The organism is Streptomyces sp. SDr-06, assembly GCF_003324565.1.
Lineage (GTDB): Bacteria > Actinomycetota > Actinomycetes > Streptomycetales > Streptomycetaceae > Streptomyces.
On record NZ_QOLA01000001.1, the window covers coordinates 1 to 13,464 of the forward strand.

The following is a 13,464-nucleotide window of genomic DNA, read 5'->3' on the forward strand; positions in this document are numbered from 1 at the left end:
CCCCACATGACGCCCGCGCCCCAGCCACACGGAATCGGGGACAGTGGTCGAGAAAATACTGTTCTTGGCCATGGAATCGTTCTGTCGGAGATCAGGGCCCGACCAGTATGGTCCGCCCACCCCCCGCCGGAGGCAGTACCCCCTCCCGCCATCTCCAGCACACCATCGACGCCCCCCTCCCTCGGCGTCACCGCCCTGGCCCGTCCCGGTGCCGTCCCCGAGCCGTGCGCCGGATGACCGCGCGGCGCACGGCGGTCTCACACGCTCCGCTCGTCCTCGGGCTCCCGCGCTCTCAGGCGCTGACGGACGCGCCCGACCAGGCGGTAGCGCTCGCGCTGTTCCCGGGACTGCCGGTCCAGCTCCTCGACCAGGCGCTGGGAGCGCTTCTCCACGTCGAGCTCGTCGAGGATCCGGTCGATCTCCGCGAGCAGCGCGCCGTGCAACTGCCACTGCCGGGGGTGCCGCTGCACCTGGGCGAGCAGCAGGTCGGCGACGCGGTTGCGGCTCGCGCGCCCCGCCGTCAGCTCCGCCGCCAGCCGGTCCTCGGCCTCCTCGGCGTTCGCGCTGACCTGCGTGGTGATCAGTACGGCGAAACTCTCCACGGCCCGGGCCAGATGCCCGAAGACCTCCTTCAGGGCGTCCCCCACCTCCGGTTCGAAGAGCCGCTCCTGCGTACGCTCCTTGGCGAGGTCGGTGAACGACCGGCACACCACCCGCAGCACCACCGCCGAGATCTCCAGGGCATCCAGGCCGGTGCGCAGCACCACCCGTGACAGCAGCCCCTCCTTGACGCGCGGGTTGAGCCGGAGGCTGTCCTCGGCCTGCCGCAGCGAGGCGTCCACCCGCACGATGTCGTGGTCGAGCCGGCGCGCCTCGTGCAGCCGGGCGGCCGCCTGGGCGACCGGCGTGTGGCCACCGACCTCCTCCCCAAGGTCCATCAGCAGCCCCCGCATCCGCGCGGCGAGCTCCTCGATGGCGCCGCCCGCGGACTCGACCCAGACGGGCGGCGCGAGCAGCACGTTGAACAGCATGCCCACGCCCGCGCCGATCAGCGTCTCCAGCACGCGGTCCCAGGCGGTCGCCGACACGCGTGTCACGCCGAGGACGAGCATCGCGCTGATCGCCACCTCGGGGACGAACTCGCCCACCTTCACATAGCGCCCTACCACCAGCGCCACCAGGATGATCAGCCCCAGGCTCCACCAGGTCAGCCCCACCAGGGAGCTGAAGCCGATGGCCAGGAGCACGCCGGCCACCACGGAGTTCACCCTGCGCACGGCGGTGACGAGGGTGGTGAAGAGGGTGACCTGCACGACGAGCAGGGCCGTCAGCGGCGCGGTGAGCGGTGCGGGCTCGCTGCTCAGATGGAGGGCCACCACATAGGAGATGACCGCGGCCGCCGTGGATCGCAGGGTCTGCACCACCGCCGGTTCCCGGCGGCGGCGCGCAAATTCGAGGAGAGGGTCAGCGAACTCGGGCATCCTCCGCACCTTCCCTTGTCATGCGCCGGGATCGGGTGGGGCGGCGAGACGGACGGCGCTCTCCAGCATGATCGCGTGCACGAAGGCCTGGGGCAGGTTGCCGCGGAGCTGGCGCTGGCTGATGTCGTACTCCTCGGCGAACAGTCCGGGCGGACCACAGGCGGAACGGTTGCGTTCGAACCATCGCACGGCCTCGACCTGGTTGCCCTGTTGGTGTTCGGCGACCGCCATCAGATAGCCGCAGAGCAGGAAGGCGCCTTCGGCCTCCTCCAGTGGGCGCTCGTCCAGGCCGGCGTCGCGCGTGGAGCCGAAGGCGTCGAGCTGGAACTGGTGGTTGACCCGGTTGCCCACCCGGCTGCCGCCACCGGGGTAGCCCGGCAGATCGAGCTCGCGTCGCCGTCAGGCCGCCGCGGTGGCCGAACCGGGTGGGGCGCGCCTGAGGGACGCCGCTCCAGCGCCGGCGAAGGCTTCCGGTGCGGGCGCTCCACATGCCGTCCTCGTCGCGGTGCGGCTGGTGGGACCGGTCGGAGCCGAAGCCCGCGGCCGGGGCCGGGCTGACGGTGAGGCGGGCTTCCCCGGAGACCGCGTGGACGCGGCGCAGCAGGACCGCCCGGTGCGGGTCCGCGGGGAGGGCGAGGGCCTCGCGGCACTCCACGATGCCGTTCTCGGTGATCCAGCGGCTGCGCCAGATGAGGCTGCCGTTCTCGTAGTAGCCGCCCCACACGTACCGGCCCACGGGGCCGAGCGCGTAGTGGCCGGGCCCGCCGATGAGCGTGCTGAAGACGGCGTCGGAGTCCCGGCGCGGCATGCACATCCAGGCGACGTCCCCGTGCGGGCCGATGAGGGTGCCCCGTTCCTCGTGGGCGATCAGCGCGTACTCGCGCGGCGTCTGCGGAGGGGGAAGGTGCGCGGAACGCGACGATACGGAGGTGCGGGTCACCAGGGTCCCTTGCGTTCAGGCCCGGACCGGTTCGGCGGGACGGGTGGAGCTGTGTACGTAGTGCTGTCCGCGGGCCCACGGGGCGGTGCGGAACGCGGCCCGCCGACCGTCAGTCGTCCGCCACGACCCGCGAGCCGCACACCGTCGAGTCCGCCGCGTCCGGGACGGCCCCGTCCGCGTCGATGCCGCCGCGCTCCGGCCGTTTTCGCGGTACGGCCGCAGAGCCTCCAGGTCGGTCGCTTTCGACTGATCCATGACGCCCCACTGCCCCTATGCCCGCTGGGGGAAACGGGTGCCTGTCGTGCGTGCGGCCAGCTGGAGCAATGCCTTTTCGTGCGGGCGGGCCAGGCCGGAGCGCACGCTTGAGCGGGTTCCGCGGGTTCAGGCGGAGGGCAGCGGCGGCCGGTTCCAGTGGCGGTCTGCGGCTATCGCTTCGGCGAAGGCGTCGGTGAACTCGGCGTCCGTTCCGTGCGCTCCCCTGGCCGATCCGGTGACCACGCCGTCGAGCTGCGCCGCGAGCCCGCTGCCCGACTCCTCTGGGTCCGTTCCGGCGCCGGGCACGATGCCGCCGAGCGCCGCGAGGACCAGGATGCCGGAGCCCAGCGCGCCCACCGCCCTGCCGTGCATGTAGCAGTCCCGCAGAAAGCCCATCGCGTACGGGTCGGCCGTGAGGACGTCCGGGTCCGCCCCGTCCGGCAGCAGCACCGCGTCGTAGAGGTCCGAGGAGAGGGTGGGCAGGGCCCGCTCCGCCTGGGGCCCGGCTCCCTGGTCGCCGGTGACCTCGCCTCCGTGTGAGGCGACGGCCTCGACGACGGCGCCCTCGGCGGCCAGCCGCTCCCGTACGGCGGTGAATCGCTCCGCGTCCACCCCGTCGGTGACCAGGGCCGCGATCCGGCGGGTGCGGAGGCCGCCGCGCACGTTCTCCCCCGTGCGAAGGGTGTCCTGCCGTGTCTGGTCCGGGTTGCTCATGCGTCCGTCGCCTCTCCCCTGGCCGCGATGGGCACGGGTGTCTCTCTCCTGCCTCTGCCGCCCCGGTCGGGGGGCGGGACCTGGTCCTTCGCCCGGCGGCGCCTGGTCGCTGACGCCCCGCGGCGGCCACCGGCGCACCGATGCGCCGGGGACGGACCAGGCCCCCTGCGTCAACCCGCCTATTCCTTCAGTGTCTTGAGGACGGTGTCGCAGAAGACCTTGAGGTCGTCGGGCTTGCGGCTGGTGATCAGGGTGTTGGGACCGCCGGTGCAGACCTTCACCTGCTCGTCGACCCAGGTGCCGCCCGCGTTGGTGATGTCGGTTCGCAGGCTCGGCCAGGAGGTCAGGGTGCGACCGCGCAGCACGTCGGCCTCCACGAGCGTCCAGGGCGCGTGGCAGATGGCGGCGACCGGCTTGCCCGCGTCGAAGAACCCCTTGGCGAAGGCGACCGCGTCCTGGTCCATGCGCAGCGCGTCGGGGTTGGCGACGCCGCCGGGCAGGACCAGGGCGTCGAAGTCGTCCGGCTTCGCCTGCGCCACGGTCACATCGACGGGGAACGTGTCGGCCTTGTCGAGGTGGTTGAAGGCCTGGACCTTCCCGGAGTCGGTCGACACGAGCTTCGCGGTGTGACCTGCGCCGGTGACGGCCTTCCACGGTTCCGTCAGCTCGATCTGTTCGATGCCCTCTGTCGCCACGAGAAATGCCACCTGCATGGCTCCGCTCCCTTCTTCGATGCGCCGCGCGGGTCGCGGCCCGATGTTTTCGACGCCGCCGTCTCCGGTCATTTTCGGCCTGGTCGCATGTCCAGGCCCGGGCAGGATTTCTGACCCCGGTGGGCCTTTCCCGGCAGACGGGGCGGCTGACCGCTCTCGGCCCGCTTTCGGGACCGACGGCGTCACGTAGGCCCGGGTGCCCCTCAGCCCCCGCGCAAAACAGCGCCCTGTCACCGGCCCCTGGCGCCGGACCTGATGAGAAGACTCCGGCCATAGGGGAACCAGATGATCACGTGCACGTTTTCGGAAGGCGGCGCCGGTCACCCGGGGAGAGGCTTGTTCCTACGGTCCGTAGGGACCGCGGCGAGGATGTGTCCGCGTACGACCAAGCACGAGCAGCGACGAGAAGGGTTGCCATGCCGACTCCCACCGCCCCCGTACCCGCAGGCCCGCCCGCCCGCGCCTGGGCCCGCTGGCGCCGGGGGAAGGATCTCCCGATCTCCTCGGCCGCGTCCGGGGTCGAGGACGCCAACCGGCGGTTCCTGCTGTACGGCGTCCTGCCCATGTGGGTGCTGCCGGGCGTGGCCGACTGGTGGATGCACCGGCGGACGAGGATCGAGGACACCTCGGGGGCCCATGAGTCGGCCGTGCACGCGCTGATGATGACCGAGGCGGGCGTCCCCGTCGCTGTCGGCCTCCTGGCGAAGATCAACCCGCTGGTGCTGTCCGTCATGGGCGGCGCCGCGCTGGCCCATGGCGCCACCGCTCTGTACGACGTCAGCTTCGCCACCGGCCGACGCGAGGTCCGGCCGATCGAACAGCACATCCACAGCTTCCTCGAGGTGCTGCCCCTGACGGCGATGGCCTTCGCCGCCTGTCTGCACCCCGAGGCCGTCCGCGCGACGCTTCGGGGCGGTCCCGGCGCCGACGACTGGAAGCTGCTGCCCAAGGAGAGGCCGCTGCCCGCGCGCTACCTCGCGGCGCTGGGCGCCACCATCGCCGTCGGCGTGGGCCTTCCCTACGCCGAGGAGATGAGGCGCTGCCTGCGGGCTCGCCGCGTGCGGCGCGCGGCGTGAGCGCGGCCCGCGCGGGAGCGCGCCCGCGTCCCGCGCCGTTACCCGAGCTCCGCCGCATCGCGGTGGACGGCGTGGGCCCTGAGGACGTCATCTTCGACGCCTCCGGGCGGGTGGTGACCGGCATCGGGGACGGTCGCCTCCTGCGGATCACGCTGCCCGGCCCCGGCCGTCCGGCCGAGGTCCAGGAAGTCGGACGCACCGGAGGCAGGCCCCTCGGGCTCGAAGTCCTCGCCGACGGACGCCTGTTGGTGTGTGACGCGGAGCGCGGGCTGCTGCGCCTCGACCCGGACGGCGGGCAGGGTGTCGAGGTCCTGGCCGATGCCGTGGCCGGGACGCCCCTGCGGTTCTGCAGCAACGTGGTGGCGGCGGTGGACGGCACGATGTACTTCACGGTCTCCAGCCGCCGCCACGGACTCCAGGACTGGCTCTCCGACATCGTGGAACACGAGCCCACCGGCCTGCTGGTGCGACTTGCCCCGGGCGGCGAACCCCAAGTGCTGCTCGACGGGCTCCAGTTCGCGAACGGCGTGGCGCTCGCGCCCGACGAGTCGTTCGTGATGGTCGCCGAGACCGGGGCGTGGCGCCTCACCAGGCTCTGGCTGACCGGCCCCGCCGCTGGACGCCGCGACACCCTGGCCGACGATCTCCCGGGCTTCCCCGACAACACGTCCCGCAGTCCCGGCGGGGGATTCTGGGTGGCGCTCGCCGGGCCCCGCACCCCGCCGCTCGCCTGGCTGCACCGCGCCGCTCCGCGCGTGCGCCGGGCGGCGGCCGCCGCGGCCAGGCACCTTCCGGCCGTGCCGCCCAGCCCCGCACGCGTGGTCGAGGTGGACGCGTACGGCCGGGTGATCCGCGAACTGCGCGGTGCGGGGCGAGGGTTTCGCATGACGACCGCCGCGGCCGAGCACGCGGGACGACTGGTTCTGGGCAGTCTCGTGGAGGACGCCATCGCCTGGTGCGACCTCCCCCGGAGCGGGCGGGAGTGACACGGCGCGGGTCGCCCAGGACATGTCCTGGGCGACCCGCGCCAATCCTTATTCGTCACCGACGGACCGGATTCCCGCAATTTCCCGACCCGGCCCGTCGGCCCTTTCCGGCTTTTGCGGAACGGTACCGCCCGGTATCCCTTATTCCGCTACCAGCGATACCAGCGTCCGCCTCCGCCCTTGGGCCGTGCGACGAATCCGATGAGCCACAGGACCAGGACAACGATCGCGACCCACCACAGGACTTTCACCGCGAACCCGACGCCGAAAAGGATCAGCGCGAGGAGCAGGACGAGGAGCAAAGGAACCATGGCAATCGACCTCCAGACATGCGTGTTCCCCCATTGCACCTCTCCATTCATTTCCCCGGACGGTTCGAATGCGGAGACATAAAGAACAAGGCCGGGGGCCGGGCACCGCCGACGGGCTTTGGGCCACGGACCCGGGGTACCCGCGCTCCGTGATCGCCCTCGCGGCGGCCGCGGTGACCTTTGCGGACCGGCCGCCCGATGCGCGCGCCGCCCCGATTGCGAAGCGGCCGTACGCGACAGAGGCTGAGAGTGACCGAGCGATCACCATGAGCCAAGGAGGAAGACATGCCCAGGGGATCGAGCCCCAAGCGGGAGCGGCAGTACGAGCACATCAAGGAGAGCGCCGAACAGCGCGGCGAGGGCACCGAGCGCGCGAAGGAGATCGCTGCCAGGACGGTCAACAAGGAGCGCGCCCGGGCGGGCGAGTCGAAGACCGCCAGCAAGAGTTCGACCCAGGACATGTCCTCGTCGAAGCGGGGCGGGCAGCGCTCGCACAGCGGGTCGCAGGGTCCGACGTACGACCAGCTCTACGCGGAGGCCCGGCGCCGCAACCTCCATGGCCGCTCCAGCATGGACAAGTCGCAGCTCAAGCGGGCACTCGGCGAGAAGTGAGGCGGCCGCCCGGCTCGGCCCCGGGCCGGCCCGCCTCCGTGACCCCGCGACGCCACGCCGTTCACGGCGGACACCTTGCCCCGGGTTGTGATCGGCCGCCCTGAACCGGGTACCCGCCACCCGGCACTGACCGGCCATCCAGGAAAGGCCCTCACCATGACCACAGCGCACACCACCACCCTCGGTCCCGAATCCGACCTGCCCCAGGTCCGCGAACTCGCGCAGCAGCTGCGCGTGGACTCGGTGCGCGCCAGTACGTCCGCGGGGTCCGGGCACCCCACCTCGAGCCTATCCGCGGCCGACCTGATGGCCGTGCTCATGACCCGGCACCTGCGCTACGACTGGGAGGCGCCCGACAACCCCGCGGGCGACCACCTGATCTTCTCCAAGGGGCACGCCTCTCCCCTGCTGTACGCGATGTTCAAGGCGGTCGGCGCCGTCAGCGACGACGAGCTGATGAAGACCTACCGCCGCTTCGGCGGGCGTCTGCAGGGCCATCCCACGCCCGTGCTGCCCTGGGTCGATGTCGCGACCGGCTCCCTGGGTCAGGGCATCGCGTACGGCGTCGGCATCGCGCTGGCCGGCCGGGACCTCGAGAAGCAGCCCTACCGGGTGTGGGTGCTGTGTGGGGACAGCGAGATGGCCGAAGGGTCCGTGTGGGAGGCGCTGGACAAGGCGGGCCAGCACCGGCTGGCCAACTTCATCGCGCTCATCGACGTCAACCGCCTCGGGCAGAGCGGCCCCACTGAGCTGGAATGGGACACCGACACCTATGCCCGCCGCGTCGAGGCGTTCGGCTGCCGCGCGATCGTGATCGACGGGCACGACGTCGACGCGATCGACCAGGCCCTGACGACCGCGGCCGACGGGCAGGCCCCCACCGTCATCGTGGCCAGGACCGTCAAGGGCCAGGGCGTGAGCGAGATCGCCGACAAGGAGGGCTGGCACGGCAAGCCGCTGCCCGAGGACATGGCCGATCGGGCCGTCGAGGAGCTCGGCGGCATCCGCCACCTGAGCGTGCGCGGCCCCAGGCCGCCGGCCGCCGAGCGCACGCCCGCCCCGGCCGCCGGGCCCGTGGAACTGCCCCGCTTCGACGTCGGTGACAAGGTCGCCACCCGCGTCGCGTTCGGAGGCGCCCTTGCCGCGCTCGGCGTCCGCCCGGAGGTGGTGGCGCTGGACGCCGAGGTCGGCAACTCGACGCACGCGGAGGACTTCAAGAAGGCTTATCCGGAGCGGTTCTTCCAGACCTACATCGCCGAGCAGCAGATGATCGCCGACGCCGTGGGGATGGCCGTCCGCGGCTACCGGCCGTACGCCACCACGTTCGCGGCCTTCCTCACCCGGGCCCACGACTTCATCCGCATGGCGGCCGTCTCCGAGATCACGATGGCGCTGTGCGGCACCCACAGCGGTGTCGAGATCGGCGCCGACGGTCCCTCCCAGATGGGCCTCGAAGACCTCGCCATGATGCGGTCCGTCCGCGGCTCAACCGTCTTCTACCCGAGCGACGCCACCTCGGCCGCCTCCCTCACCGCCGCCATGGCCGACCTCGACGGCATCTCCTACCTGCGCACCACCCGCGGCGCCTACCCCGTCCTCTACGGCAGCGACGAGACGTTCCCGGTGGGCGGCTCCAAGACCCTGCGCCACAGCGACGACGACCAGGTCACCCTCATCGGCGCCGGAGTCACCCTGCACGCCTGCCTCGACGCCGCCGAGCGCCTCGCCGCGGACAACGTGCGGGCGCGGGTCATCGACCTGTACTCCATCAAGCCCATCGACACCGACGCCCTCAGCCGCGCCGCGCGGGACACCGGGGCCCTGGTGGTCGTCGAGGACCACCACCCCGAGGGCGGGATCGGAGAGGCGGTCCTGTCGGCACTGAGCGCGGCCGGCGCCTCCCCCGCCGTCGCCCACCTCGCCGCCGTCGGCCTGCCGGGCTCCGGCACGACCGACGAACTCATGGACGCCGCGGGCATCTCCCCCACCCACATCGCCGACGCGGCCCGCGCTCTCGTCCAGAAGTAGCCTCGGCGGAGCGGCCTCGGGGAGGGTGCACTCCGTGGCGTGATGGCCGGGCGTCACCGTCGCGAGCGGCTCTCGCGGCACAGGCGCCCGGCCATCGGTCGTCCAGCGCTCCCCCTGCCCGAACTGGGCTGCTGTGCAAGGGGGTTGACGGGGGGCTCAATTAGTTCTGATCCTAATCAAACTAATTGAGGAGGGCGACTGTCATGAGACGGTGGGAATCACGGCCCAGATCATGGGGCGCACGCATGGCGCTCGGCGCCGTCATGGCCCTCGCGGCCGCCGGACTGCCGCTCGCGCCCGCGTCGGCCGCTCCGGCCGTCGCCGGGAACAGCGCCGCGGCGGGCACCGGCACGAGCACCATCACGGCCGGCGGATGGTGCCTGGACGACGCCGACGCCGCGACCGGCGACGGCAACCCCATCCGCCTGTACGGGTGCAACGGCACCTCCGCGCAGCAGTTCACCTGGCGCGGCGACGGCACGGTGACCGTACTCGGCAAATGTCTGGACGTGACGGGCGCCTCCAACGCCAGCGGCACCCTCGTGCAGCTCTACGGCTGCGCGAGCGGCGCGCCGCAGCAGAAGTTCAAGTACCTGCCCGACAAGACGATCTACAGCGTCAAGTCCGGCAAGTGCCTTGCCGTGCAAGGGGCCACAGCGGAACTCGCCCGCGTCGGCCTCGCCCCCTGCGACCCCTCCAAGGCGGCGGAGCAGTGGGGCGCACCGGCCGCGCCGACCTCCGGATACACCCTGTCCTCCGGAAAGGCGGTCGAGTTCACCAACCCCGACGACATCCCCGCCGTCCCGTTCACCGACCGGAACGGACAGTTCTACTACCAGCAGTCCCACGCCCTGTACGGCGCCAAGGACAGCCGCCAGTGGGACTTCTACACCGGCACGGACTTCGACCACGTCGGCCTCGCCCCGGTCAGCAACGCCTCCGACCCCGCCAACCCCGCGGACAGCAACGCCGACACCACCTGGCGCTGCAACAACAGCCCGACCGGCCGGACCGCCACCAACGCCCCGGCCCCCTCAGGCTATTCGCAGCGCAACTTCTGCGATCTGAGCGGGGTGTGGGTCGACCCGGACACCGGCTGGTGGTACGGCCTGGTGCACAACGAGTTCACCCCGCAGCCGTTCGGCGACGGCCTGCACTACGACGCGATCGACTACGCGCTCTCCAAGGACCGGGGCGCGACCTGGACGATCCAGGGGCACGCGATCACCTCGCCCTACAGCACGGCCCGCGGCGACACCACCGCCTTCCCCCACGAGACGTACTACTACGGCGACGGCGACCAGCGCCTCTTCGTCGACAACGCGTCCGGCTACTTCTACGTCTTCTACGCCACGCGGGTCCTGGACAAGTCCGGTGGCGGCACCATCTGGCTCCAGCACGTCGCCCGGGCCCCCATGGCACAGAAGATGGCCTCCGCCTCCTGGAGCAAGTGGTACGACGGCGCCTGGCGCTCGCCGGGGGTGGGCGGCGCCGAGAGCGACATCATCCCGTCCGAGGGCCTCGGGTCCGGCTACCTCGCGCCCGGTGAGGACTACAAACCGGCCACCTCCGGCACCGTCGCCGACCAAGTGGCCCGCGGTGCCATGCCGGACCATTCACAGCTCGCGGTGATGAACGTCGCCTGGAGCGCCTACCTCGGCAAGTACATCGGCACCCCGCAGAACAACGTCGCCCAGGCCACCGACACCAGGACGCCCCTGCACTTCTACGTCACCGACGACCTGGCCACCCAGAAGTGGACCGACATGGGCCTGGTCGCCGACCAGCCGAACGCGGCGTGGTACCGCTGGATGCTGGATCCCGCGAACCTGACGAGCTCGACCGTCGTGGGCAGGACCTTCCGCTCGTACTGCGCGTTCTACTGCTCCACCTACACCAGCGAGTACGCCGACATCACCATCGCGCCGAGGACGCCCTCGGACCTCCCGGCTCCAGTGACCCCGGGCGCGTCCTACCGGATCGGCACGGGCGGGGGCCTGTCCCTCGCGCAGAGCGGGTCCGGCCTGACCGCGGCCGCCCCGGACGCCTCGTCGCCCGCGCAGCAGTGGCGGTTCGATCCCACCGGAGACGGCTTCTTCACCGTCAGCAACGCCGCCTCGAACCAGGCGCTGGCCGTGGCGACCGGCGACGCGGGCCGGGCCTGGGGAGCGGGCGTGACAGCGGCCGCGCCCACCTCGAACCCGGCGGTCGGCCTGCAGTGGTCCGTGCAGCCCGTCGTCACGGCCTCGGACGGAAGCGGCCCGTCCGCGCCGACCGGCGCCTACCGGCTGGTCAACCGGTACAGCGGGCTGGTGCTCAGCCTCGGCTCGGGCGCACAGGCGGTGACCACCGCGCCGGTCCGCGCCTGGGACAACCGTGGCACCGGCGGCGACACCCGCCCCGCGGCCGGCCAGCTGCTGAGCCTCGTTCCCACCGGCCGCGCCGACCTGGCCCTGAACCGGCCCACGACCGCATCGAGCGTCCAGTCCTCGGCCACCCCGGCGAGCGCCGCGGTCGACGGGGACGGGGCCACGCGGTGGTCCAGCCAGTTCGCCGATCCGCAGTGGATCCAGGTCGACCTGGGCGCGGTCCGCAGGGTGTCCGAGGTGACACTCACCTGGGAGGCCGCCTACGGGAAGGCCTATCAGATCCAGGTCTCCGACGACGCCAAGCAGTGGACCACGATCGGGGCGACGACCTCCTCGGACGGAGGCGTCGACGACCTCAACGGCCTGTCGGGAAGCGGGCGTTACCTGCGAGTCCTCGGAACGCGGCGCGCCACGGGGTACGGCTACTCTCTCTGGTCGCTCCAGGTGTACGGAGCTTGAGACATGGGGGCCGGCCCGTCGCCCCTGGCCCGGGGCGCGGCGGTCCTCACCCGGCGACGGCGCCCGGGTCCTGGTAGACGGCGTCCAGGGCGAGGTGGGCGCCGCCGCGGGCCGGGGCGTTCAGGCCCAGGGTCGAGGGGACGATGTCGCAGCCGCCCGCGTCGGGTGCCATGACGCGCCGCGCGACGCCCTCGCGGACCCGGTCGAGGAGGTGGTCCGCGAAGACCGGGAAGTAGCCGCCGAGCACGACCGCGCGGGGGTTGAGGACGTCGGCGAGGAGGGCGACGCCAAGGCTCAGGTCGTCGGCGAGGCGCTCCAGCGCCGCAAGGGTGCGGGCGTCACGGGCGTCGGCGCGTGCGCGCAGGTCGGCGAGGCGCGAGGCGACATCGAGCGAGGCGTCGTGGACACGGTCGTGCGGGTCGGCGGCGTGGCGCAGCAGGGCGCCGAGCCCGACCATGGTCTCCCAGCAGCCCCGCCGCCCGCAGTTGCAGCGCCGGCCGCCGGGAGCGAGTGGCATGTGACCGATCTCGCCCGCGAACCCCCGTGCCCCGCGCAGGAGTTGACCGCCGGAGACGATGCCGCCGCCGACACCGATCCCGCCCGTGACGGAGATGAGGTCGTGGATGTCGGCGGCGGAGGCGATGACGTATTCGGCGATGGCCGCCAGCTTCGCGTCATTCTCCAGGTGGAGCCGGGGCGCGGCGCGGCCCAGGCGTCGGCGCAGTTCGGCCAGGGCGGCGATGTCGCGCCAGCCGATGTTCGGCGCGTAGCCGACCTGGCCGGTGGCGATGTCCACGTTCCCCGGCGCGCCCAGCGCGGCGCCCACCAGGCGGGCACCGGCGGCCGTCACCGCCGCGTCGGCCTCGCGGATCAGTTCCGCCGTCTCCTCCAGCACGGCCGTCGGCCCGAGGGCGCGGACGTCGAGCGGGATCCGGCGTTCGTAGAGGGTTTCGCCGCGCAGGGACAGGGCGACCGCCGTGACGTAGTCGGCGGTGATCTCCAGGCCGAGCCCGCAGACCGCGTGGCCGTCGATCTCGACGGCAAGACCCGGTCTTCCGACCGATCCGTCCCGCTGCGAGTGGCCCTCGCGGACCAGGCGCAGGCCCACCAGTTCGGCGACCAGGTTGGTGACGGTGGGGCGCGGCAGCCCGGTGTCCGTGGCGATCCGGGCGCGCGAGCGGGGACCGCGGTCGCGCAGCAGCCGCAGCACGAGGCCGAGGTTGGTCCGCCGGATCGACGCACGGTCGCTCGCCCGGCCCGGCCCGCCCGCCCCCGGTTCACGGACGCCCCGCAGACCTTCCCCCACGCTCTCCCCCCACCTCACGCGCCGCACCGCGTACGGCAGTCTGCCACCACGGCCGGTATCCTGCCCGACCCGGACGGCACCGTCCCCGAACTCGGCCCGGGTGCACGGGAAGCGGTCCTGCCCCGTGCCGTGCGCGGACGGATCGTAGCCATCCACGGCATGTTCCACTGGAAAATGCCATAACTTCCCCCTTCTCGCTACACCGGGCGTAACT

Annotated in this window: 11 protein-coding genes and 1 pseudogene; 5 read left to right on the forward strand and 7 right to left on the reverse strand. The window is 72.4% G+C overall.

Features of this window, described 5'->3' with window-relative positions:
- Positions 1-257 precede the first annotated feature (257 nt).
- The 5 genes and pseudogenes from DT019_RS00005 to DT019_RS00020 form a co-directional block, all read right to left on the reverse strand.
- The gene (locus DT019_RS00005; RefSeq protein ID WP_114034453.1) at positions 258-1,481 is read right to left on the reverse strand and encodes an FUSC family protein; all 1,224 of its coding nucleotides are present in this window, start codon (positions 1,479-1,481) and stop codon (positions 258-260) included.
- Between the two features lie 18 nt (positions 1,482-1,499).
- On the reverse strand, positions 1,500-1,832 hold the full coding sequence (locus DT019_RS40050) for a glycoside hydrolase family 15 protein (protein WP_223279295.1): 333 nt from the start codon (positions 1,830-1,832) through the stop codon (positions 1,500-1,502).
- 229 nt (positions 1,833-2,061) lie between these two features.
- Positions 2,062-2,421: pseudogene (locus DT019_RS40055) on the reverse strand (trehalase-like domain-containing protein); the annotation flags it as partial.
- 381 nt (positions 2,422-2,802) lie between these two features.
- On the reverse strand, positions 2,803-3,390 hold the full coding sequence (locus DT019_RS00015; RefSeq protein WP_114034454.1) for a DJ-1/PfpI family protein: 588 nt from the start codon (positions 3,388-3,390) through the stop codon (positions 2,803-2,805).
- Positions 3,391-3,569: 179 nt separating this feature from the next.
- A complete protein-coding gene (locus tag DT019_RS00020) occupies positions 3,570-4,103 on the reverse strand; it encodes a type 1 glutamine amidotransferase domain-containing protein (RefSeq protein ID WP_114034455.1) in 534 nt (177 codons plus the stop codon).
- 416 nt (positions 4,104-4,519) lie between these two features.
- Between DT019_RS00020 and DT019_RS00025 the strand changes: the two genes are divergently transcribed.
- Together DT019_RS00025 and DT019_RS00030 are read left to right on the forward strand one after the other, a co-directional pair.
- On the forward strand, positions 4,520-5,179 hold the full coding sequence (locus DT019_RS00025) for a diguanylate cyclase (protein ID WP_223279219.1): 660 nt from the start codon (positions 4,520-4,522) through the stop codon (positions 5,177-5,179).
- Entirely contained in the window at positions 5,176-6,165 is a 990-nt protein-coding gene (locus tag DT019_RS00030; RefSeq protein ID WP_189388961.1) for an SMP-30/gluconolactonase/LRE family protein, read from the forward strand. The genes DT019_RS00025 and DT019_RS00030 overlap by 4 nt, the downstream gene beginning before the upstream one ends.
- Before the next feature lie 149 nt (positions 6,166-6,314).
- On the opposite strand, the gene DT019_RS00035 is transcribed toward DT019_RS00030, so the two are convergent.
- Positions 6,315-6,476 (reverse strand): hydrophobic protein, encoded by a 162-nt coding sequence (locus DT019_RS00035; RefSeq protein WP_114034456.1) that lies wholly within the window; start codon positions 6,474-6,476, stop codon positions 6,315-6,317.
- A 285-nt stretch (positions 6,477-6,761) separates the two neighbouring features.
- Here DT019_RS00035 and DT019_RS00040 point away from each other — a divergent pair, with 285 nt between their 5' ends.
- The 3 genes from DT019_RS00040 to DT019_RS00050 all read left to right on the forward strand — a co-directional run bounded on the left by DT019_RS00040 (position 6,762) and on the right by DT019_RS00050 (position 11,944).
- Positions 6,762-7,088, forward strand: coding sequence for a plasmid stabilization protein (locus DT019_RS00040; RefSeq protein WP_114034457.1), 327 nt, complete (start codon positions 6,762-6,764; stop codon positions 7,086-7,088).
- Between the two features lie 156 nt (positions 7,089-7,244).
- Positions 7,245-9,116, forward strand: a complete 1,872-nt coding sequence (locus tag DT019_RS00045) for a transketolase (protein ID WP_114034458.1) — start codon at positions 7,245-7,247, stop codon at positions 9,114-9,116.
- A gap of 245 nt (positions 9,117-9,361) precedes the next feature.
- A complete protein-coding gene (locus DT019_RS00050; RefSeq protein WP_189388964.1) occupies positions 9,362-11,944 on the forward strand; it encodes a ricin-type beta-trefoil lectin domain protein in 2,583 nt (860 codons plus the stop codon).
- Between the two features lie 46 nt (positions 11,945-11,990).
- Here DT019_RS00050 and DT019_RS00055 read toward each other — a convergent pair whose 3' ends face one another.
- Positions 11,991-13,250 carry an ROK family transcriptional regulator gene (locus DT019_RS00055; protein ID WP_223279220.1) on the reverse strand — a complete coding sequence of 420 codons (1,260 nt, stop codon included), beginning with the start codon at positions 13,248-13,250 and terminating at the stop codon, positions 11,991-11,993.
- Positions 13,251-13,464: the final 214 nt, after the last annotated feature.